This is a genomic window from Methylocystis sp. SB2 (assembly GCF_049817085.1).
Lineage (GTDB): Bacteria > Pseudomonadota > Alphaproteobacteria > Rhizobiales > Beijerinckiaceae > Methylocystis > Methylocystis rosea.
In genome coordinates this window covers 1396965-1418092 of the sequence record NZ_CP187401.1, presented here as the reverse complement: position 1 = coordinate 1418092, position 21128 = coordinate 1396965, and the positions used below count along the sequence as shown (strand labels likewise).

General features: G+C 62.6%; 24 protein-coding genes and 1 tRNA gene. 16 read left to right on the top strand and 9 right to left on the bottom strand.

All coding sequences use genetic code 11. From position 1 onward, the window contains the following. Nucleotides 1–125: 125 nt before the first annotated feature. Nucleotides 126–368, top strand: coding sequence for a universal stress protein (locus ACPS74_RS07000; RefSeq protein WP_342446774.1), 243 nt, complete (start codon nucleotides 126–128; stop codon nucleotides 366–368). Nucleotides 369–403: 35 nt separating this feature from the next. On the opposite strand, the gene ACPS74_RS06995 is transcribed toward ACPS74_RS07000, so the two are convergent. Beyond that, the gene (locus ACPS74_RS06995; protein ID WP_018409767.1) at nucleotides 404–865 is read right to left on the bottom strand and encodes a hypothetical protein; all 462 of its coding nucleotides are present in this window, start codon (nucleotides 863–865) and stop codon (nucleotides 404–406) included. 278 nt (nucleotides 866–1143) lie between these two features. Here ACPS74_RS06995 and ACPS74_RS06990 point away from each other — a divergent pair, with 278 nt between their 5' ends. Beyond that, complete coding sequence (locus tag ACPS74_RS06990) at nucleotides 1144–1443, top strand: putative quinol monooxygenase (RefSeq protein ID WP_018409766.1); 300 nt, start codon at nucleotides 1144–1146, stop codon at nucleotides 1441–1443. Between the two features lie 721 nt (nucleotides 1444–2164). On the opposite strand, the gene ACPS74_RS06985 is transcribed toward ACPS74_RS06990, so the two are convergent. After that, nucleotides 2165–2254: transfer RNA gene (locus ACPS74_RS06985), tRNA-Ser, on the bottom strand. A gap of 46 nt (nucleotides 2255–2300) precedes the next feature. Here ACPS74_RS06985 and ACPS74_RS06980 point away from each other — a divergent pair. Genes ACPS74_RS06980 through ACPS74_RS06965 form a run of 4 tightly spaced genes read left to right on the top strand, consistent with a single transcriptional unit; the run spans nucleotide 2301 to nucleotide 4774 of the window. After that, nucleotides 2301–2753, top strand: a complete 453-nt coding sequence (locus ACPS74_RS06980; RefSeq protein ID WP_036241874.1) for a gamma-glutamylcyclotransferase family protein — start codon at nucleotides 2301–2303, stop codon at nucleotides 2751–2753. After that, complete coding sequence (panC, locus tag ACPS74_RS06975) at nucleotides 2750–3607, top strand: pantoate--beta-alanine ligase (protein WP_029650828.1); 858 nt, start codon at nucleotides 2750–2752, stop codon at nucleotides 3605–3607. Before ACPS74_RS06980 ends, panC begins: the two co-directional genes overlap by 4 nt. After that, nucleotides 3604–3903, top strand: coding sequence for an acylphosphatase (locus tag ACPS74_RS06970; RefSeq protein WP_029650829.1), 300 nt, complete (start codon nucleotides 3604–3606; stop codon nucleotides 3901–3903). Before panC ends, ACPS74_RS06970 begins: the two co-directional genes overlap by 4 nt. Nucleotides 3904–3931: 28 nt before the next feature. Next, nucleotides 3932–4774 (top strand): shikimate dehydrogenase, encoded by an 843-nt coding sequence (locus tag ACPS74_RS06965; RefSeq protein ID WP_029650831.1) that lies wholly within the window; start codon nucleotides 3932–3934, stop codon nucleotides 4772–4774. Nucleotides 4775–4853: 79 nt separating this feature from the next. Here the strand turns inward: ACPS74_RS06965 and ACPS74_RS06960 are convergent, their stop codons facing one another. Next, complete coding sequence (locus ACPS74_RS06960) at nucleotides 4854–5321, bottom strand: phasin family protein (protein ID WP_018409761.1); 468 nt, start codon at nucleotides 5319–5321, stop codon at nucleotides 4854–4856. 14 nt (nucleotides 5322–5335) lie between these two features. Continuing rightward, nucleotides 5336–5692, bottom strand: coding sequence for a phasin (locus ACPS74_RS06955; protein ID WP_029650833.1), 357 nt, complete (start codon nucleotides 5690–5692; stop codon nucleotides 5336–5338). 313 nt (nucleotides 5693–6005) lie between these two features. Between ACPS74_RS06955 and ACPS74_RS06950 the strand changes: the two genes are divergently transcribed. The 4 genes from ACPS74_RS06950 (at nucleotide 6006) to ACPS74_RS06935 (ending at nucleotide 11277) form a co-directional block, all read left to right on the top strand. Further along, nucleotides 6006–8255, top strand: a complete 2250-nt coding sequence (locus ACPS74_RS06950) for a PAS domain-containing sensor histidine kinase (protein ID WP_029650835.1) — start codon at nucleotides 6006–6008, stop codon at nucleotides 8253–8255. Between the two features lie 513 nt (nucleotides 8256–8768). Next, nucleotides 8769–9545 carry a LamB/YcsF family protein gene (locus tag ACPS74_RS06945; protein WP_029650837.1) on the top strand — a complete coding sequence of 259 codons (777 nt, stop codon included), beginning with the start codon at nucleotides 8769–8771 and terminating at the stop codon, nucleotides 9543–9545. 5 nt (nucleotides 9546–9550) lie between these two features. Further along, on the top strand, nucleotides 9551–10282 hold the full coding sequence (locus tag ACPS74_RS06940; protein WP_029650839.1) for a 5-oxoprolinase subunit B family protein: 732 nt from the start codon (nucleotides 9551–9553) through the stop codon (nucleotides 10280–10282). After that, complete coding sequence (locus tag ACPS74_RS06935) at nucleotides 10279–11277, top strand: biotin-dependent carboxyltransferase family protein (protein WP_029650841.1); 999 nt, start codon at nucleotides 10279–10281, stop codon at nucleotides 11275–11277. The genes ACPS74_RS06940 and ACPS74_RS06935 overlap by 4 nt, the downstream gene beginning before the upstream one ends. Here the strand turns inward: ACPS74_RS06935 and ACPS74_RS06930 are convergent, their stop codons facing one another. The 3 genes from ACPS74_RS06930 to gloB form a co-directional block, all read right to left on the bottom strand. Further along, a complete protein-coding gene (locus ACPS74_RS06930; protein WP_029650844.1) occupies nucleotides 11278–12117 on the bottom strand; it encodes a DUF5765 domain-containing protein in 840 nt (279 codons plus the stop codon). Between the two features lie 90 nt (nucleotides 12118–12207). Further along, nucleotides 12208–12660, bottom strand: a complete 453-nt coding sequence (locus ACPS74_RS06925) for a cupin domain-containing protein (protein ID WP_029650846.1) — start codon at nucleotides 12658–12660, stop codon at nucleotides 12208–12210. After that, nucleotides 12657–13433 carry a hydroxyacylglutathione hydrolase gene (gene gloB / locus ACPS74_RS06920; RefSeq protein ID WP_029650848.1) on the bottom strand — a complete coding sequence of 259 codons (777 nt, stop codon included), beginning with the start codon at nucleotides 13431–13433 and terminating at the stop codon, nucleotides 12657–12659. The genes ACPS74_RS06925 and gloB overlap by 4 nt, the downstream gene beginning before the upstream one ends. A gap of 104 nt (nucleotides 13434–13537) precedes the next feature. Here gloB and ACPS74_RS06915 point away from each other — a divergent pair, with 104 nt between their 5' ends. Then, nucleotides 13538–14293 carry a class I SAM-dependent methyltransferase gene (locus ACPS74_RS06915; RefSeq protein ID WP_029650849.1) on the top strand — a complete coding sequence of 252 codons (756 nt, stop codon included), beginning with the start codon at nucleotides 13538–13540 and terminating at the stop codon, nucleotides 14291–14293. Between the two features lie 40 nt (nucleotides 14294–14333). On the opposite strand, the gene ACPS74_RS06910 is transcribed toward ACPS74_RS06915, so the two are convergent. Then, nucleotides 14334–15017 (bottom strand): alpha/beta hydrolase, encoded by a 684-nt coding sequence (locus ACPS74_RS06910; RefSeq protein ID WP_029650850.1) that lies wholly within the window; start codon nucleotides 15015–15017, stop codon nucleotides 14334–14336. 595 nt (nucleotides 15018–15612) lie between these two features. Here ACPS74_RS06910 and ACPS74_RS06905 point away from each other — a divergent pair. After that, nucleotides 15613–15813 (top strand): DUF2905 domain-containing protein, encoded by a 201-nt coding sequence (locus ACPS74_RS06905; protein ID WP_029650854.1) that lies wholly within the window; start codon nucleotides 15613–15615, stop codon nucleotides 15811–15813. Between the two features lie 56 nt (nucleotides 15814–15869). Then, on the top strand, nucleotides 15870–16658 hold the full coding sequence (locus ACPS74_RS06900) for a DUF4239 domain-containing protein (protein ID WP_239753966.1): 789 nt from the start codon (nucleotides 15870–15872) through the stop codon (nucleotides 16656–16658). 9 nt (nucleotides 16659–16667) lie between these two features. Here the strand turns inward: ACPS74_RS06900 and ACPS74_RS06895 are convergent, their stop codons facing one another. Next, nucleotides 16668–17972 (bottom strand): hypothetical protein, encoded by a 1305-nt coding sequence (locus ACPS74_RS06895; RefSeq protein WP_029650857.1) that lies wholly within the window; start codon nucleotides 17970–17972, stop codon nucleotides 16668–16670. A gap of 153 nt (nucleotides 17973–18125) precedes the next feature. On the opposite strand from ACPS74_RS06895, the gene ACPS74_RS06890 reads away from it, so the two are divergent. The 3 genes from ACPS74_RS06890 to ACPS74_RS06880 all read left to right on the top strand — a co-directional run bounded on the left by ACPS74_RS06890 (nucleotide 18126) and on the right by ACPS74_RS06880 (nucleotide 21061). After that, nucleotides 18126–18905: an FkbM family methyltransferase gene (locus ACPS74_RS06890; protein ID WP_157055259.1), complete on the top strand. Its 780-nt coding sequence runs from the start codon at nucleotides 18126–18128 to the stop codon at nucleotides 18903–18905. Nucleotides 18906–19196: 291 nt separating this feature from the next. Continuing rightward, nucleotides 19197–20453, top strand: a complete 1257-nt coding sequence (locus ACPS74_RS06885) for a tyrosine-type recombinase/integrase (RefSeq protein ID WP_029650861.1) — start codon at nucleotides 19197–19199, stop codon at nucleotides 20451–20453. After that, nucleotides 20453–21061, top strand: coding sequence for a hypothetical protein (locus ACPS74_RS06880; protein WP_029650863.1), 609 nt, complete (start codon nucleotides 20453–20455; stop codon nucleotides 21059–21061). The genes ACPS74_RS06885 and ACPS74_RS06880 overlap by 1 nt, the downstream gene beginning before the upstream one ends. Nucleotides 21062–21128: the final 67 nt, after the last annotated feature.

Genomic DNA, 21128 nt, shown 5'->3' with positions numbered 1-21128 from the left:
GTAAAGAAAGATAGAGGGTCTTCGCGGAACCATCAGATGTGCATATGGGACCGTTGCTTCGGCTGTAGAGCTCGGCATTTAACTGCCTTAAAGGTGAGCCAAGGAAGCGAAGCCTTGAGAAGGAGATCGCAGCCCTCGCGGCTGGCGTCAATTATCCGACCGAACGAATTTCGACCGTTGTGCTGTTCGGTCCCGTCTATCAAAAGGTTCTGGCGGAGGCCGAGGAGTGGGGCGCCGAGGTCGTCGTTGTAGGCTCGCACCGGACAGGAATGGATCGGTTTCTCATTGGCTCCAACGCCGGTGCCATTAGTACACCACGCAAAGTGCTCAGTGCTTGTCGTGCGGTCTTCGCCTCGACCGCTCCTTGATGTCGGCCGCCGGGCCCAACGTAGGCCCCGGCGACTTACTCTGATGGAGCGCTCAGCTTGGCGGGAAGTTGCGCCCGGATCACATCCGCGATTCTCTCAATGGCGGTCACCGCGTCGTGTGCGCGCCGTTCCGATGCGGCCAACTCTGCCGTCTTGGAGACGAGTTGTGATTGCAGTGTTTTGAGCTCGTGATGCGCCTGCTCGACGGCAGCAGACATTTGCTCGATTTGAGCCTCGGCCAAGCGCAGCATAGTCTCTGCGCGTTCGGCGCGGAGCTCCGTGTGGCCCAGCTCTTCCTTCACCGCATCGGCGACTTCATGAGCGCGCATTAGCGCTTGAGCTGCCTGCTCATCGAATGCTTTGATCGCCGCCGCTGTTTCCGACACAAGATTTAGCGCGGCGGCGACATCGTAGCTCTCACGGGCAGGCTGACGCGCCAAACCCTCGTTGCCGCCGATGGTTTCGTCCTTGGATTGGTTCAAATCGGGCGCATTCATTGACGCCTCCGGCCATCGTCCGTTTGGGCTTGTCGGGTATCGTCACACTATTGGCTTCATGATAAAGAGTCCGGCATAATTTCAGTCTGCTGACGGGCGAGCGTTTCGGCCAGTCGCCAGAAGGGCTCTCCGAGTCACCTGACGTTCTGCGATGGCTGCGCAAGTGAACCGCAAAACGGCGACAGCGCGGGCGAGCGAAGAATCATGCCGTCGTGCAAATTACGTCGAAAGGTGCAAACTGAGGGTCTGGAGGCCCTAGTTCCAAGCGAGGTTGCGCAATGGTGAAATTTGGCATCTTGGCGATGCTGGAAGCGAAGATCGGCAAGGAGCACGAGGTTGCAGCATTCTTGAAATCCGCGCTGCCGCTCGTGGAAGCAGAGCCGGGCACAGTCTCGTGGTTCGCGATCCGAGTGTCATCCACCACTTTCGGCATTTTTGACGTCTTCCATGACGCAGCCGGCAGAGATGCTCATCTTGCGGGCGAGGTCGCGAAGGCGCTCACGGCAAAGGCTCCGGAGCTTTTCTCCCAGTCGCCAAAAATCGAGAAAATTGATGTGCTGGCGTCTAAGTTAGGTTGAAGCGCAAAAAAAACGCCCCGATTGTCGATGTGACGGTAGGAGCGTTTCTGCCGCCGGCGGAGAGATCGACACCAGCGGATTGCAGAAATCGTAAACCTTCGCTGCGTCCGCCGCAACTCCTCGGTGAGATCTCGAACGCGAGCGAGCCGACCATCGTTGCTGCGGGAGGCGAATGCGCCAGACGCAGACGAAGAGCGAGGGCATGGTGTTGTTGGTGGGGCGCTAATGATCGCTCCTCCCAGGCCTCTGCGCCGGATTTCATAGCCGTCGCGATATGTTCTCGACGGCCGTCGCTCTGTATTCTTCAGCGATGGGACCAGCAAGGAATGAACCAGAAATTCGACGGAATGTGCTGCGTCTTAGACGTCTTCCATCTCAAGCTCTCCAGCAACTCCTCTCCGGAGGACAGCCTGCCTGGATAAGAGGCGTCAACATTCGAGCGGCCGGACAGCCGCCTACGATAATGCGGCACCTAGTGTTGAGGACGGTTATGACTTGGAGATCCAAATGACGATATGCAGTGATGCTCTCGTTTCTAGCGCGATTGTGCATTCATGAGCATGCGCTTCGACACGTGGAGTTCGAAAAACTGGGAAAGAGGCTAGGCCAGGCTCGTCCATTTGAGCACAGCGGCGACCACTAAATATTGTGGGGTAGATTGGCGGATGCATTCGCAAATAAAGTAAAAATGCTAACTAAAACAACAAGTTACAAGCATGTATGGCGGAAGGGGTGGGATTCGAACCCACGGTGGAGTTGCCCCCACGCCGGTTTTCAAGACCGGTGCCTTAAACCACTCGGCCACCCTTCCGCGTCGGTCGTGATATAGCACGCGTCGTCTTTTTCGCGACCGGGATTTGCGCGTGCCCCTCTACTTCGCCTACGGCTCCAACATGGACGCCGCCGCCATGGCGGGTCGCTGCCCCCGGTCCCGGCTGCTCGGGCGCGGGCGGCTTGCCGGCTACAGGACAATTTTGATGCCTTCGGGCTTTGTCAGCGTCGCGCCGGACCGCCGCATGAGCGTTCACGGCGTGCTGTGGGACGTCGCGGTCGGCGACGTGGCGTCGCTCGATCGCTACGAAGACGTCGCCCGTGGTCTTTACGCCAAGAAAAATTTGCCCATTCTGCGCGAACCGGTCGGCTCGGTCCTAGCGCTGACCTATGTCGGCGCGCGGCCCGATCTCGGCGCGGCGCCCGGCGGCTATTTCGAGGCGGTCATCGCCGCGGCGCGTGCGCATGCGCTGCCCGGCCCGTATGTCGACTATCTATCGAGCCTGCTTTCCGCTCCGCAATCAGGGCGACGATCATGAATGCAAAAACGCCCATCGTCGGCGCGATCGACGAACTGCGCCGCTATGTGCGCGCGCGCCGCGCCGCCGGCGAGCGCATCGGCCTCGTGCCGACCATGGGCGCGCTCCACGCCGGCCATCTGTCGCTCGTCGACGCGGCGCGTCAGGCGGCGGACCGCGTCGTCGTCACGATTTTCGTCAATCCGGCGCAGTTCGGCCCGAATGAAGATTTCGCCCGCTATCCGCGCACGCTCGCGGCGGATGTCGAGAAGCTTTGCGGCGTCTCCGCCGATCTTGTCTTCGCGCCACCGGTCGACGAGATCTATCCGCCGGGCTTTTCGACGAAAGTCGTGCTCGAGGGGCCGGCGACCGCCGACCTCGAAGACCGATTTCGGCCGACGCATTTTTCCGGCGTGGCGACGGTGGTGACGAAGCTCCTCAATCAGGTGCAGGCCGACGTCGCGGTCTTCGGCGAGAAGGATTACCAGCAGCTCTTGGTGATCAAGCGTCTCGCGCGCGATCTCGACATCGCCACCGAAATCGTCGGCGCGCCAACTCTGCGCGAGGCCGACGGCCTCGCCATGTCTTCGCGCAACGTCTATCTTTCACGCGAGGACCGTGAGCGCGCAAAGCAATTGCACGGCGCGCTGAGCGAAGCGGCGCGGCGCATCCTTGCTGGCGAGAACATCGGCGCGGCGACCGCCGGCGCCGGCGCCGCGCTTACCGAGGGGGGATTCGAGGTGGACTATCTCGAAGCGCGCCACGCCGAGACGCTCGCCCCGGTCTCCGCTCTTGCGGATGGTCCCATTCGTCTGCTCGCCGCGGCGAAGCTCGGCGCGACGCGGCTCATCGACAATATCGCGGTCCAATTATGAGCGATCGGGAGATCATACGCCTTTTCATCGAAGGCCGGGTGCAGGGCGTCGGCTATCGCGCCTTCCTCGTCCGCGAGGCGCTCGCGCTCGATCTCTCGGGCTGGGCGCGCAACAGGCGTGACGGCGCGGTCGAATCGGTCGTCTCTGGGCCGCGCCCGGCGCTCGACGCGCTGATCGCTGCAGCGCGCCGGGGCCCACGGCTCGCGCGAGTCGACGCGCTGCGCGAGGAGCCGGCGGATGAAGCCGCGCTCGTCGCGTTTTGCGGCGCGGGATTTTCAGTCGCCCCTGACGCGTGAGCTGGAGACGAGATGTGGAGACGAGAACATGACGAACGGCCATCGCTTTGTTCTCGCCGGGGTCATGGGCTGGCCGATCGCGCATTCGCGCTCGCCGAAAATCCACAATCACTGGTTCGCGCAATATGCGATCGAGGGCTGCTATGCGCCGCTGCCGGTCGAGCCCGGCCGGCTGGAGGCGGCGTTGCGCGCCATGCCGGCGCTCGGCTTCGCCGGCTGCAACCTCACGATTCCGCATAAGGAGGCGGCGCTGCAGTTTCTCGATCATGTCGATGACTCGGCGGCGCGGATCGGGGCGGTCAATTGTGTGGTCGCCGAAAGGAACGGCGCTTTGAGCGGCCGCAATTACGACGGCTACGGGTTCATCGCGTCGCTTTACGAGGCGGCGCCCCTTTGGCGCGCCGAGCGCGCGCCCTGCGTTATCATCGGCGCCGGCGGCGGGGCGCGCGCGATCATCCACGGCTTGCTTGAGGCGGGCGCGCGCGAGATTCGGCTTTTCAACCGCACCCTGGCGCGGGCGGACATTCTCGCCGCCGACTTTGGGCCGCGCGTGTCGGCGCTCCGCTGGGAAGAACGCCATGCCGGGCTCGCCGGAGCGGGACTTCTCGTCAATGCGACGAGCCAGGGCATGGTCGGCCAACCGCCGCTGGATCTGTCGCTCGCGGCGCTGCCGACATCGGCGCTGGTCGCCGACATCGTTTATGCGCCGCTGGAGACGCCCTTATTAGCGGCCGCCCGCAAACATGGCGCGACTCCCGTCGACGGGCTCGGCATGCTGCTGCATCAGGCGCGCCCGGCGTTTCGCGACTGGACCGGCGTGATGCCCGACGTGACGCCGGCGCTGCGCGCCATGATCGTCGCAACGCTCTAAAAGATCGTCGCAACGCTGTAAAAGAAAGAGCGCCGCGACATCGCCGCGGCGCTCTTCTTACATCAACTCACTTTTCGCGTTACGCCGCGCGCGCGCCGTAGATCGGCGTGATTGAGAAGCTCAGCAGACGTTGCGCGAGCGTCATCAACTCGGTCGACTGCCGCAGCAGCGTGTCGAGCCGATCGCTCACGAAACGCGACTGAAGGGTCGTCACCTCGTCGATCGTCTTAGCGCTGGCGAGCCGCTCGGCGAAGTCGAGCAACGCAGTGGCGTTTTCCGCCCAGAGATCGATGGACTTCTGCTGCCAGAGGGCAGGGTCGAATCCTTCGGCCTCGCTTTCGGCGGGCTTTGGAGGTTCGGAGATCGCGAGGGCTGTAGAGGGAGCCGCGACGACCACCGGCGTTTGCGTTTCAACAGGGGCGGGGGCCGGCTCTGCGCTGACAGCTTCGTTCGTCGTCGGAGCCGTCTCGGCCTCCGGAACGCCGGGGGCCAAGCGTTTCGTTTCCGGCGCCTTTGGCTTGGGGGAACCGTTCTGCGGATTGGCCATTGAGCTTCTCCCGGTTAGGACTTCGTCGTCGCGCGCTGGATGCTCGCGCCAAGCTCCGTGGTCTGCTCCTGGATCGCCCGCAGTTGCGCCTGAACGAACTCCGACTGAAGCTTGAAGACTTCCTGCGGGTCCTTGGCGTGGACGAGCTTCTGGGCCAGATCGAAGGCCGCGTTCACATTGGCCTCGGCAAACGACAGGGCCTTGACGCTGACGTCCTTGGCGCTCGGCAGTCCGAACGGGATGTCGGCCGAAGTGTCGAGCGCCTTCTGCGCAGCGCCGGCGAAACCTTCAAAGGCCTTGCGCGCCTGCTCGACGCTCTTCTCCGCAAAATCGCGGACTTCAGTGGGAATTTGGTAGACAGCTTCGACCATGGCGCACCTCCGTGCGGTGAAAATCAAACAAGCGCCGCGCTAAACGATATTAACCCGCGCTGCGCCCGGCCCCAACGGCGATCCGGCGAGCCCAGCCATACTGCCCGATTTTATGTTGCGATGCAACAATTTTGTGCGCCGCAGCAGATCGGGGACGGCAGGGTCTGGAAGTGTAGAAATACTATGAAAGACGCGCGACACTCATAGACCTTGCGCACGGCGGCGGCTAATTTGCTTGCATTCGTTAGCGTCGAGCCGACGAGACGCCTGAGAAGCGCGCGGCGGGCGAGACCGTCGGTTGAGGCGGTAGGCAATGGGCGGTTCGCACCAGGACCTCGAGGAAGACGCGCGAGCAGCCGCTTGCGTGGCGGCGGATCCTGTTTTTTCCGCGCTCGACGCCTCCGGCGCGCCAATTGTCGCGGCGGGCGGCGATCCCCTGCGCATTGCTTTTCTGAACGAGTCAGCCCGCGCGGTCTTTGGCGAAGACGCCGGCGCGCTCGCCGAACGCCTGTTTCACGGCGACGATCCAGGGCCGAGACGCCTGGCCGAGCTGGTCGGCGACATGCGCTGCCGCCCGGGCCTTCGCCTTGAGCGGCTGCGCTTTCGTGTCTCTGGGCTGGCGCAGACGATCACTTTTCTCTGCCGCAGCCTCGCCGCGGACAACGGCGACTGTTTCGTTATCGCGGCCCTTGGCGTTCGCGCGGATTCGCCAGCTCAGGAACCGCGCGCGGCTGAAGCGCGGGTCAGCGACGAGACGGCGGCCCTCCGCCGCAGCCTGGCGGCGCGACATGGCGCGCGTTCGCCGCGCTTTCTGTGGAAGACCGACGCGGCTGGACGATTCACCGACGTCAGCCACGGGCTTGCGGATGTTGTTGGCGAAAAGGCGGCCGACGTGCTCGGCCGCTCAGTGCAGGACGCGTCCCAGGCCCTTGCGCTCGATGCTGCATTCGCCCGCGCCGTCGCCTCGCGCCGCGCGTGGAGCGGCGTCGAGGTTGAATGGCCCTTCGAAGGGGACGCCGGATGTGTGCCGACGACGCTCGGCGCTCGGCAGATGACTGATTCCGCAGGGCGGTTTCTCGGCTATCAGGGCTATGGCGTGTTGCGCATCAATCGCGCGCGAGCCGCTGATCCCACTGCGGCGACGGGCGCCGGTTCGAGTTCTGAAGAGAACGCCTTCGAGCCGTCGCTCGACAATGTCGTGATGCTGCGCCCGCCCGCTTCGGAGCGCGTCGATGTGGGCGAGGCGCTCAGTTCGAGCGAACGCCTGGCATTTGACGAAATCGCGCGGGCGCTTACGGAAGGCGATCTCGTCATCCCCGCAGCGGAGGCCGCAGCGCCCTCGGAGCCCGATCCTGACGAGCACGCGGCGCCGACGCGTCGCAATCTCGAGTTCATCGCGCCGGGCCCGGAGCAAAGCGCCCTGGGGCTCGCTCGCACGCTCGAAGAAAAGCTTGCGCGGGCGAAGTCCGAGAGCGCGCTGCTTGGCGCGGCTTTCGACCTCTCTCGCGCGCCGCTTGCGATCGTGGCGGCGGACGGGAAGATCGTGAGAGCCAACGCGCCATTCGCGGCTTGCTTGGCGACGGAGGCGACTGCGCTTGAGAGTCGCGACCTGACGTCTTTTTTCACCCCAACCGACGCGCAAATCCTCAGTCAGCTTTTTTCCGACGTCCAGCCGCACGCCCACGCGCGCGTATCGCTGGCCACAGCGCCGCTGCGCGGGAGCGTCCCCGTCGATCTCATCTTGCGCCGGGTCTTCGTCGACGGAAGGCCGATGATGTTGGTTTCCGCCGAGCCTTGGGAGGCCGCATCTGCGGATGACCGCGCGCTTGAAGCGGCGCGTCTTGCCGCCGAAAGCGCCAATGCGGCGAAGTCCGATTTCCTGACCCGCGTATCGCATGAGATTCGCACGCCGCTGAACGCCATCATGGGCTTTGCGGAAGTTATGATGGAGGAGCGTCTCGGGCCGATCGGCTCTCCCCGCTACAAGGAATATTTGAAAGACATCCGCGCTTCCGGCGCGCATGTCTTATCCCTCGTCAACGATCTTTTGGATCTCTCCAAGATCGAAGCTGGCAAGATGGAGCTTTCGTTCTCGCGCGTCGACGCCAATGCAACCATCGCCGAATGCGCGTCGATCATGCAGGCCCAGGCCAATCAGGGGCGCGTCGTCATGCGTCTGGCGCTTGCCGCAGGCCTGCCGCCGCTGCGCGCTGATGCGCGCTCGCTCAAACAGATACTTCTCAATCTTCTGTCGAATGCGGTGAAGTTCAACGAGCCGGGCGGTCAGGTCATCGTGTCGAGCGCGCTGAACGACGCCGGCTCTGTCGTCATCCGGGTCAAGGACACGGGGATCGGCATGTCGGAGGCGGATGTCGCAACCGCCTTGGAGCCGTTCCGGCAGGTTGGCGCATCGCGCAGGGCGAGCGGAACGGGGCTTGGGCTGCCGCTGACAAAGGCTTTGATCGAGGCGAATCACGCCTCATTCAGCATTAAGAGCCGTCACAACGAGGGCACGCTGATTGAAATCGCGTTTCCGCCGCCGCAAGCTCTCGCGGCGGAGTAGTCCGAACAACGATGGAAGAGGGGGCCGGTGGGCAACGAGAGCTGAACCGGAGCAGCTCAGTCCGTTGGCGCGACAACGCCGACGCTTAGGCCAAGCTGGTGCTCGCCAACGGACCGTATGGAACGTAAAGGTCTTAGTTTTCTTGACCTTAGCGGCCAATCCTCATCGCGACGAGAGCGCCGCCGATGACGATAGCGAGCATGAGTCCCGGGATAAGATACTGCATATTTTTTCCTCCCACGTTGAGCCAGCCAGTGGCTCTTTTTTCCGGCTTCGCCGCGATATAGCTTCACCAAAGGGCACTGTCTTTGTCAAGCGCCACCTTGCCCTATTTGTGCGGGTTTGTGCCCATCTTCGCTGCATCGGATCGCTATGTCACAGGCCGACAATCGCGGCGCTGAAGCCATCGGCTCATAACAAGTTGCGGGCGCAGAGACCGAGCGTCGCGCATTGCCGCCGTGGCGCGGTTGCGCCAATCTCGCGGCCCCTCTTCAAAGGCGACTCGCATTTCTCATGACTTCCGCCGCTCGCACCATCGACCTTAACGCCGACCTCGGGGAAGGTTTCGGCCATTGGCGCATGGGCGACGACGACGCCATGCTCGACATCGTGACGAGCGCCAATGTCGCTTGCGGCTTCCACGCCGGCGATCCCGACATCATGGCGACGACATTCTCGCGCGCCAAAGAAAAGGGAGTGGCGGTCGGCGCCCACGTCGCCTTTCCGGATCTCGCAGGTTTCGGGCGGCGCAGTTTGCCGATGAGCGCGCGTGAGATCGAGCGCGCCGTCGCCTATCAGCTGGGCGCGGCGCAAGCGCTGGCGGCTCTGAGCGGACATCGAATCACGCATGTGAAGGCGCATGGCGCGCTCGCAAATATCGCCGAGCGCGACGCCGACGTCGCGAACGCCATCGCCCGCGCGGTCTACGGCGTCGATCCCTCGCTCGCGCTGCTCGCGATTGCGCTCTCCGAGCAAACGCACGCCGGCGCGCGCGCGGGGCTGCGCGTCGTGAATGAAATTTTCGCCGACCGCGCCTATGTGGACGATGGACGCCTGCAGCCGCGATCGGAAGAAGGCGCGGTGATCGAGGATATCGAAAGAGCCTGCGCCCGCGTGCGCGACATGCTTGCCAGCGGCGGTCTCAGGACCATCAGCGGCAAGCGCCTGCCGACGCAAATCGACTCGGTCTGCGTTCACGGCGATTCGCCGCTTGCGGTTGAAATGGCCCGGAGGCTGCGCGCCGCGCTCGAAGGCGACGGCTGGAAGCTGCGCGCCTTCGCGGGAGCCTGATCGCAATGGATGATGAGACGCCGCGCTTTCTCGACTGCGGCGAGTCGGCGCTTTCAGTGGAATTCGGCGACAGCGTCGATCCCGCCGTTAATGCCCGCGTGCTCGCGCTCGACGAGCGTCTTCGCGCCGCGCCGCCGGCCGGCCTGCGCGAAACGACGCCCACCTACCGCGCGCTGTTCCTGCGCTACGAGCCGCTCGAAATTTCGCGCGCCGCGCTGATTGCGGCGATCGAAGGTCTGATCGGGACTGTGGGCGTTGAGGCGTCGCAGCCAGCTGCGCGCTGGAACATTCCCTGCTGCTATGATCCCGAGTTTGCTGAGGATATTTGCGAAGCCGCCGCGCTGCTCGGGCAGACGGCGCAATCGCTGGCGCAGCTGCACGCCGGCGCCGACTATCGCGCCTATATGTATGGTTTCGCGCCGGGGTGGTGCTACCTCGGCGGACTGCCGCCGGCGCTCGCGATCCCGCGGCGCGCCACCCCCCGCGGTCCGACGCCGCAGGGCGGGGCGTTGATCGGCGGCGCGCTCTCTTTGATCGCCGCCAATCCGATGCCGACCGGTTGGTATGTCGTCGGACGCACGCCCGAGCGTATGTTCGCGCTGGACCGCAACCCGCCTTTTCTTGTCGCGCCGGGCGACGCCGTGCGCTTTGAGCCGATCGACGCCAAGACATTCCTGACTCTCGATGCGCGCGCCTTGGCCGGCGAGACGGTGGCGCGGCGGGAGACGCTGCTTTGAGCGCGCGGCTCCTTATCGAGGCCGGCGGGCCCGGCGTCACGATCCAGGACGAGGGACGTTTCGGACTGTCGCGCTACGGCGTCACGCCGGCGGGGCCGATGGATCTCGGCGCTTATCTTGCCGCGACGCGCGCCGCCGGCGCCGACTGCGCGATCGAAGTTTCGCTTGGGGGGATGACGCTTCGGGCGGAAGGCGCGACGCTTTGCATCGCAGTGGCGGGAGGCGATTTCGACATCCGGCTCGAAGGGCGGCCAATGCCGCCGGCGTGCCTGCTGCCGCTTACCGAGGGCGCGCGGCTCGTGCTGCGCGCGGGCGCGTCAGGGGCCTGGTGCTATGTCGCCCTTGGCGGAACGCTCGATCTCACGCCCACGCTGGGTTCGCGCGCGACGCACGCCCGGTCCGGCCTCGGGCCAAAGCCGCTCGCCGCCGGCGACGCCTTGATGCTCGCCGAGGCGGCGCCGCCGCCGCTCGAGCCGATGGCCCTGGCGGCGCCTTGGCTCGCCGCAAGCGACGCGCCGATCCGCCTGCTTCTTGGGCCTCAGGCGGATTATTTCGCGCCGGAGGAGATCGAGGCCTTTCTGAACGCACGCTGGCGCATCGGCGCCCGCAGCGATCGCATGGCCTATCGGCTCGAGGGTCCGGCGATCCGTCATCGGCGCGGACATGACATCGTGTCTGACGGGGTCGCCATGGGCGCGATCCAGATTCCCGGCGACGGCGCGCCGCTGGCGCTCATGGCGGATCGGCAGCCGACCGGCGGCTATCCGAAAATCGGGACGGTGATCGGCGCTGACCTCGGCCGGCTGGCGCAATTGCGTCCCGGCGAAGACCTGTCCTTTCGCGCCGTGGATTGGGACGAGGCGGTCGCCGCCCGCCGCGCCTATTTTGAGGCCATGGAGGCCGGCGCGACGCGCGAGCCTCTAGGCGCCGAGATGACCACCGAGTCGCTGTTGGCGGAAAATCTCGTCGGCGGCGTCGTCAACGCGCGAGACTGATTATTCCGCAGGCTCCTTGACCTCGGTGAGGAGGGCGACGGGCTCGGCCGGCTGCGGCGCCGTCGCGGCGAGGGCCGCCTTTGCCGCCGCTTTGCGCCGCTTCCACCATTTGATCAGCATCATCCACCACGGGTCGCCGACGTGCAGGTGATAGCGCAGCGGCGTCTTGATGATGGCGAGCACGAGCCCGATCGAGAACAGGCACCAGACCGCCGGCCATTCATTGATGTTGCTGGTCGTCAGACCGGCGAGAAACGGCCCCGCAAGCCAGGAGAACAGGATGAAGCGCCAGCTGCCGAAGAGCGCTGGAATGTAGAAGGCCATCAGCGGATATTCGATATAGCCGCGGCCGAGATAGGCGTTATCGACCATGGAATTGCCAATGCCATTCGTCGGCAGCAGCCAGGCGATGTGCCATTCGCCGCGCACTGTGCAGAGCATGTCGCCGCACAGCGGGCGTCCAGCGGCGCAGTGGCCCGCCCAGGCGAAGGGATAGAGCTGAAGCAGCATGGCGATGGCCGCGACGAAGCAGCCGAAATAGGCCCAGGGCGCGATGATGCGGGCGCTGTCCTTGGGCATGAAATAGAGCGCGACGGCGTTAATGAAGAACGGCTGGAACGTTATGTGGAGATAACCAAACATGGTCATCAATTGATTGAGCGGCGAGTCGCATTGGTTGAGCACCGAATAGGCGACAGCCTGAAGCGACTCCATGCTGGCGAAGTAGAGAAGGCAGACCCAGAGAGCGAGCGGTTCGGGGTCCTTTTTGAGCGCCGAATACGCCGCGCCGGCGATCCCCGCCGTCGCCAACACCGCTGACGCCTCTCCACTCCAACACATTCGGGCATTTCCTCGTTTTTATTGTCTGCGACCCGATACACTATCCGCTGGGTCGATCAAAGCCCCCGATGGGCTGAAAAGCCCTTGCGTTCAGGCTGGAACGTCGGGAGAGAAGTCCGCCGGCGCCAGCTCGAAGCCGGCGAATTCAAAGCCCGGCGCGACCGTGCAACCGACGAGGGTCCATTCGCTCGCCCCCCGGCCGAGGCTTTTCGCCGACTGCCACACGCCTGCGGGGACGACGGCTTGCGGCCGCTCGCCCGCCGCGAGTTCGGCGCCCAGGCGCAAGACTTCGGTCGGGGCGCCCTGCGCCGCGATCTTAAGCTCGAGCGCCGCGCCGGCGTAGAAGTGCCAGACTTCGGCGGCGTCGACCCGATGCCAGTGGGACACTTCGCCGCCCGGGAGCAGATAGTAGATCGCCGTCGAGGCGCCGCGGCCGCCGACCGGCATGGGATCGCGAAAGGTCTGCCGATAAAAGCCGCCCTCGGGATGCGGCGCGAGATCGAGAAGCCGCACGACCTCCTGCGTCGAAAGCGCGCGTGTCATGCGGCGAAACTGTTCTTGCGTTCGCGCATCGCCGCGAACACGGCGAAAGGATCGGCGTCCTGCATGCCCATCGCGGCCTTCACGCTGGGGTCCTCGACCCGCAGGAACGGGTTTGTGGCGTTCTCGAGCGCGATCGTCGTCGGCAGCGTGAATTTTCCGTTCTCGCGCAGCTCGGCGACCGTTTGCGCCCGTTCGCGCAGCACCGGATTGTCTGGATCGACGGTGAGCGCGAATTTGGCGTTGGCCTGCGTATATTCATGGCCGCAATAGACGCGCGTTTCGCCGGGTAGATTGGCGAGCGCTTCGAGGGTGAGATGCATCATGTCCATGGTGCCCTCGAAAACGCGGCCGCAGCCAAGCGAGAAGAGCGTGTCGCCGACAAACACAATTTCATTGTCGCCGAAATAATAGGCGATGTGTCCAAGCGTATGGCCGGGCGTTTCGATGACGCGCGCGCGCGCCGCGCCGACTTCCACGCTATCGCCCTCCGAAACCGCGCGATCGAGCGGCGGGAGGCGGTGCGCGTCCTTGGCTGCGCCGATGACCTTCATGCGCGGAAAGCGCGACTTGAGCGTCTGCGTTCCCTGCACGTGATCGGCGTGGTGATGGGTCAGCAGCAGATGCGTCAGCGGCCAGCCGCGCCGCTCCGCCTCTTTGGCGATCGCTTCGCCGTCCGGCGCGTCGATGCTCGCGGTCGCCCCGAGCTCCGGCTCATGAATGAGCAGGCCGAAATTGTCATTCAGGCAGATAAACTGCGCGACTTCCAATGCCATGGGCGTCGTCTCCTTGGGCGGCTGTCTATCACACCGCTTCGCAAAAAACGCGACAGCCGAACGCGAGAGACCAGCGCGCCTTGCGCCACTGATCGATTGAGTCGATGATCGAGGCCATGCTCGACGTCGTCAATTTGCGGGCCTTTTACGACACGGCGCTGGGGGAGGTCGCGCGCCGCCTGGTGTCGCGGCTGGTGCGCACGCGCTGGCAGGACCATGCGGGGCTGCGCGTGCTCGGTCTTGGCTATGCGACGCCTTATCTCGACAGTTTTCGGGAGAAGGCGCAGCGGGTTCTCGCCTTCATGCCCGCCACGCAGGGCGTCGTCCATTGGCCGCCCGACGGGCGCTCCGCCTCGGCCCTGGTGGAGCCGTCGATGACGCCGCTGCCCGACGCCAGCATGGATCGCATCCTGATCGTGCATGCGCTGGAGACGGACGAACATCCGCATGATCTGCTCGAAGAAATCTGGCGCATTCTCGCGCCCGGCGGCCGGGTGCTCATCGTCGCGCCGAGTCGCACCGGCCTTTGGGCGCGCGTCGACACGACGCCCTTCGGACAGGGTCACCCCTATTCGCGCGGCCAGCTGCAGCAGTTGCTGCAGGAAGCGCAGTTCCTGCCGCTTTATTGGGACGAGGCGCTCTACGTGCCGCCGTTCCAGCGCGCGTCGCTGCTGCGCTCGGCGCCGGCCTTTGAACGTATCGCCGGCCGCTTCTCGCTGCCAGGCGGCGGCGTGCATATTGTCGAGGCGACGAAGCAGCTCTATCGCCCGGTGATGCGTCGCGCCGTGCGCCGCGTCCCAATCGAAGCCGAAGCGGCGATGGAGCCGGCCGGCGCAGAGGCCGGGCTTGAGGGAATTTGAGGCTTCGGATGCGCTGTCGATTCGACGGCTTGGCTAACCGTCAGCGGCGGCGAAGCTCGACGGCGACGCCGAAGGACTGCGCCAGGAACAGGGCGCCGTGGATCAGCCCTGTTTCGTCGATTCCATGGCCAAGCCGCGCCGAGAGGTGCCATTGGGTCGGCACGCCGGAGTCGGCGAGCGCATTGGCGGACATGAGCAGCGCCTCGACGGGGATCATTTCGTCTTCTTCGCCGTGCGCCAAAAGGACGGCCGGCGGTTTCTCATAGGCCGTCGGCGCTTCGTCCGCCTGCGCCGGCCCGAGCACATAGACGCCCGAATAGCCGAGAATCGCGCGCGGCGCGCGCTTGCGGCGCAGTCCCGTATGCAGCGCCATCATCGTGCCCTGGCTAAATCCGATGAGCGCCAACGCTCTGTCGTCGAGGCCGCGCCGGTCGAGCTCGGCGTCAAGAAAGGCGTCGAGCGTCGGACGCGCAGCGATGCAGCCGCGCCAGCGCTCTTCGGGATCGCGCATGGTGAGCGGAAACCATTGTCGTCCGGTCGGCGATGCGGCGCATCGATCAGGCGCATGCGGCGCGACGAAATCGGCGTCGGGAAGGAAGGCGCTCCATTGGCGGCCGATGTCGATGAGATCGGCGCCGTCAGCGCCGTAGCCATGAAGAAAAACGACGAGCTGCTTCGGCTTGCCGGAGCGCGCCTGCACCTTGGGACCATCAATCGCCGCCATGAACCTGCGCCCTTCCGTCGCCTCGCATATGCGCTGGAAGGTTTATGCGCGAAGGGCCGCGCCGGCGCAACGGCGCGCGAAACGCTCGCGCGAAACTATAATGTCTTCACGAAAAACGAGACGATCTTGAACGCATAGATGCAAGCGGCGGCCAGCGTGCTGTGCTTGACCATGGTCATGGCGAGATAAATGTGATCAGGCCTCATGAAAACACCCTCATAGTCGCACGCAACCGCTGCGCGCCGGCGATCGCATCAGGAGCGACCCATTCAACGAGACGGTTGCTTTGCAAAGCGTCGCGCGGCCTGCGTCTCCAACAGGCTCCCGCAAGAGGCGCGCCATGCGCCGTCGGTTCGATTGCGTCGGTTCGCCGCAGGCGAAAACCGAAGGTCATGCGTCGAACCCTTCGCCGGCACCTAAACTTCGACAAAGCGCGTGGTCAAGCGAAGGGCGCTGAGATTCCTAGCTTTGCGACAATGTGTCACCTGAAGCGGCAATCGCGGACGACCCGCCGGCGCAGCTGGCGATTTCGCTGAAATGCGCGACATAGCAACGTGAAAGTCATCGATCAGGAACGCGACGAAAGGCTTAACCTGTGGCCAAGTTTCTCATCATCGCGGGGCTCGTCATGGTCGGCCTCGGCATTCTTTGGATGGTCGGCGAGAGGTTTGGCCTCGGGCGTCTGCCAGGCGATATCGTCGTCGAGCGCGGCAATTTCAAATTCTACTTTCCGCTCGCTACGTCGCTCATTTTGAGCGTCGCCGTCAGTTTGCTCTTGTGGTTCTTCAATCGATAAGGCCTTTGACAATTTGCCGCAGGCATTCGCTAATGCCGCCCAACAAGGAGGCGCCGGTGCCGCAAATCTTTAAGCATCTCTCCGTCATGCAAATGGCCCTGCTGTTCTGCCTGGGGTCGCTGGCCGGGACATGGCTCGGCGTATTTCTTTGTCGCCGCCTCGCCCACGAGCGGATACACGGCCGTCGCAACGCCAACGAGATGATTGGCCTGACATTGGCGTCCTTTTCGACGCTTTACGGAATTCTACTGGGACTGCTGGCGGTCGAGGCCTATCAAGATTTCTCCGCGGTCGCCGACGTCGTCTCAAAGGAGGCGCTCACGATCGCCGCTCTTCACCGAGACTTTGACGGCTTTCCGCAGCCGACCAGCAGCGAGCTTCAGGAAAAACTTCGCAGCTACGCACTCGAGGCGGTCGAGGCCGTACATCCGCCGCCTGATGTCCGTCGCCAAGCCCATTCACGTTCGCCGGGATTGACCGCGCTATTCGACCAGGTCATGAACTTTCAGCCCAAGCTCAAAAGCCAGGAAATGGTCCAAGCCGAGACGTTCTCGCGTCTGAATACGCTTGTCGAGCATCGCCGCTATCTCATCGCCGCCGGCGACAGCGGCATTCCGAAGGAGCTCTGGTGGGTTATGTGTCTCGGCGGATTCCTGTTGCTTGGCCTCGTGACCATTTTCGACATGGAACTTCATGTCCATCTGATCCTCAGCGGCGCAATTGCGCTCTTTATGGGATCGGTCGTGTTTTTGATTGCCGCGATGGACAATCCGTTCAACGGCGGGATGACGGTCGATTCAGGGCCGATCGAATCGGTGCTGCAGACTTTCGAGGCTCCGCGCTGAGAGCGCTCATCAGTCGCTGCACTTTTTTTCGAACCGCCATTCGTCAGCCAGCCGAGCGGCGATCGCCTTGGCGACCACACGGTTGCCGACGCTTTCGCCGGTCGCCGGGTCGGCGGAAAAGTGAATATGATCTGCGTAAACCGTGTCTGGAGTCGCGGAGAAAACGTCCAGCAGGCTATGGACGGCGATTCCATCCTGCTTCAGCGTGAGCAGCGTATCGGCCATCTTGAGATACAGATCCTTGTAGCTCAAATCGCCAACCACGCCTTTTTCCTCTTCGGTTAGGGTCTTGCCGTAGACCGGCGCGGGCTGAATGAAGAACACCGCTTTTGCGCCCTGCGCCTGAGCAAGCGCGGCGGTCGTTCTAAAATATTTTTTATACTGATCAAGGTTGTACTCGTAGACTTCGTCGCGGCTCCACTCCTTGGGCACGGAAAAATTCGTCAGATGCGACTTATGAAGCGACGCCATGTTTTTCATAATTGAATCGTTGAGCTTGGTGCGAGCCGCGTCGACCAAAAAGAATATCGCGTTTGATGACCTCAAAAGCGGCATATTGAAGTAAAACGAATAAAATGAGTTCAGCGCGGCGCCGCCGAGTATGGGCAAATAGCTGCCAGATGCAGATGGATTCACTAAGATAAAGTTGTTCGAAGGCCATTCGAAACGTTTTGACCAAGACGTCCATTTCTCGAGAAGCATATCCTTCTCATTGAAGCCTTCCAAGGTAACGATGCCATCGAAAACTTCTCCAAAGAGGAGGGTCATGATGGCCTGTTGCGGCTGCTTCCAGCCGCCATCGGCGCCGTTATAAACTTCGAATGACTTCCGTCCTTCCGGAGGAGCATAGCATCTATTCAACTGTTCTTCGAGGTATTTAGGTTTACCTTTTTCCGTTTGGCCAAACATGGCGGCCACCGATCCGCCGCTCACCATGATGCGAAACGTGTCGGTCTCCTTTTTGTAGGGAAAGTCGCGTCCGAACAGACCGATATTATTTATCTCGAACTCTGAATTCTCGCAGGGCGGATTATCCGCATGAACGTTGGTCAAATAAGGGTGAGGGTAAACAGTATCCATGTAGCGGCACTTGAGGTTTCTCTTCGACGTCATGTGCACCACGAACGTATTCGAACGGCTCTCTTCGCGCGTTTGCGGGCTAACGAGTTTTCCTTCGCTCAGAAAATAATAAAGAGTGAAGCCGGCTTCCACAGCAAGCAAACACAGGACAATCACAATGAGGTTAGCGGCGATGCGAACGCTGCGGCGGGGCGTTTTGGCCGGACTGTTTGTTGTTTCGCCTGTTCCGTTCATCAAAAGCCCTTTCCAATTGTCCCTGGCTCGTGCAAAAGACTTCAACCGCAGCAGCCACGAGACTAGACGTGGTTTCGCCAATTAACAATGCGCTGGCGCCGCTCACATTCGCGCGCATAAAGCGAATAGCACCGAGAGTTGAAGAGCGCCGACATGTGGATCTCCTACGCACAAAATTTCGAAGACGTCATGCTCGCGCGCGCCTTCGCGGATCTCGCGGAAGGCGTCTATGTTGATGTTGGCGCATGGGACCCGGACCTCGAATCCGTGACGCGGCATTTCTACGAACGTGGGTGGCGCGGCGTCAATATCGAGCCAAATCCTTATTATTTCAGGCGATTGCAGGAGCGGCGTCCGCGCGACGTCAATCTATCGGTCGCGGTCGGCGCGCAAGCGAGTCGGGCGACCATGACGCTCGTCCACGATACCGGCATGTCCAGCCTCGACGCCAATGTGGCGGCATCGCATGCGCCGCTCGGCTTCGAACAGGAGGAGATGCAAGTAGAGGTGCGCACACTCAACAGTATTTTTGAGGAGCAGGCGCCGTCCACAGTGCATTTTCTCAAGATCGACTGCGAAGGATCTGAGCGAGACGTCATCGTAGAGTTTGACCTTCGCCGGTTTCGGCCGTGGATCATACTGGTTGAATCCGTGGCGCCGGGCGTCGCCAGGACAGAGTCACACAGTTCGTGGGAACCGCATATTTTGCGGTCCGATTATGTGTTTGCCTACTTCGATGGACTCAACCGCTTTTATGTCGCGCGCGAACACGCCGACCTGCAACAGCATTTTGCTGTTCCGCCCAACGTGTTCGATGATTTTTACGTCGACCGAATGATGCAGATGGGGCTGGCCTTGGAAGCCAAACGCAAGGCCGAAGAGAAGGACAGAGCGGCCTGGTGGCGCACGCCATTCGTGGCGCGGCGTGGCTGATCTGATTCGGCGGCGTCGACGCTCCGCCGAATGCGCCGGAGATCCATACGCCTCGACGTGTTGGCGGTCCCGAAGGGATTCGAACCCCTGACCTTCGGTTTAGGAAACAAAATCTTCGTTTTGCCACCTCCGGTAAATCCGAGACACTTGGGCCGCAAAAATCCCAAGCGTAAATTGACTTTCGTGATTTTGTCCCGCACTGTCTTGGCCATGGGGTAACGCTCCAAGTTACCCCTAATCGGTTACCCTATAAGAGCCGGGTAACGCCTCCGAATAAACCGGAGACCATCTATGGCCAAGGTTCTGACCCAGGTTGCGATCGAGGCAATCAGGCCCGGCTCCGCTCGCCGCGAAGTTCCCGATGGCAAGGTGACTGGCCTTTATTTGGTTATCCAGCCGAGCGGCGCCCGATCTTGGGCGTTGCGCTATCGATTCGGCGCGCACCCCCGGAAACTGACGGTCGGCGGCTTTCCCGCGGTCAGCCTTGCCGACGCCCGCAAGGCGGCGCAGGCCGCGCTGGGCGAGCTGGCGAGAGGCAACGACCCCGCGGCCCAGAAGCGCGAGGCAAAGGTGGCCGCCAAGGCCACGGCTCTCGCAGAGAAGCGCGCGGAACTCGACGTCGTCGAGAAGGTCGTCGACGAATTCATCGAACGTTACGCGAAGCCCAACACACGCGATTGGAAAGAGACGCAGCGCCTTCTTCGCAAGGACGTCGTGGCGGCATGGAAGGGCCGGCGACTTTCTGAAATCGGCAACGCGGACATTCACCGGCTTTTTGACAAGATGGTCGACCGCGGCGCCGCTGTAACGGCGAATAGGGTTTTCGCGCAATTTCGTAAATTGTGCCGTTGGGCGGTGAGTAGGGGGATCATCGAAAAAAGCCCTTGCGAAGGCATCGAGGCGCCGACCACTGAGCGGCCGCGCGATCGAGTCCTTGACGAGCGCGAGCTGTCAGTCGTCTGGCGCGCCGCCGGCGAACTCGGCTTCCCCTACGCCGACATCGTCAGGCTGCTGGTCTTGACAGGTGCGCGCCGCGACGAGGTCGCGCACGCCCAGTGGTCAGAAATCGACCTTGAAAAAAGGCTTTGGACGCTCCCCGCGGAGCGGAGCAAGAATCGACGCCCGCATTCGAACCCGCTTGCGCCGGCGGCCGTCGAGATCATCAAAGGCTTGCCACGATTCGAGGGTTCCGACTTTTTATTCTCGACAGGAAAGACGCCGCCGAGCGGATTCTCTAAGGCGAAGGCGCGCCTTGATGTTCTGGTCGCTGAACATAACGGTGGCGCGCCAATTCCGCATTTCGTCATTCACGATATCAGGCGCAGCGTTGCTTCCGGCCTCGCGTCGATTGGGATCCCGATCCACGTCATCGAGCGGTGCTTGAATCACGTCAGCGGATCATTCGGCGGAATCGTTTCCGTTTATCAGAAGCACTCATACGCGGACGAAATGCGGGCCGCCCTTGAAGCTTGGTCGCGCCACGTCGATCGCATTGTTTCGGGCGCAGCGGCGGGCAATGTCGTTGAGCTCGCGATCGCGAGAGCTTGATGGCGAAGACGCAGCGCCTCCCGTCAGATGATCCAGGTCAGTTTGCTCGGCAACTCATTGACAAACTAGGCGTCGACGCAGCGGCGAAGATCGCCCGGATCGCAAGCGGAGAAGAATCTGAAGCCTTTGTGCGGCGGGTTATCAAATTAATTGCCGGTCCGTCACCATCTCCGGAAGCAATGGGATGGCTCGACGAATTTGAATTTTGCGTGAGTCACATAGATCCTTCGCAGCGGTTAGAAACCCTGGCCGCGGTTGAGGCTGCGCTGGCGGTTGCTGTGTTTTCACCTCCGGACGAAGCCGTAGTCAATGAATATCGCAATCGGCGAGCAGCGCAATTTTCCCGTCCAAATGCCATCAGTCCATTCACGAAATTCTTCATGGGAAAGATCAAGCGTAACCCGTCCATTTCGCCGCGCCAATTGAAGGCCGCGCTCCTATCTGACGCTCAAAATGGCGAATCCGGAACGTTCCAGCTCTCTGATGACCAGACAGAAATCATCTACGTCGACAATCCAAAGACTCGCCTGAAAATCGCTAACGTTGATAGCGCCGTTTCGAAGGCTCTGAGCAAACTAAAAAAAAATGAATTTCCGCTAACCGGCTGACGGAAAAAGTCGATGCAACATTCGGCCTCGTCAATCAGAGACGAGGTCAGTCATGTCACCTGTAGCG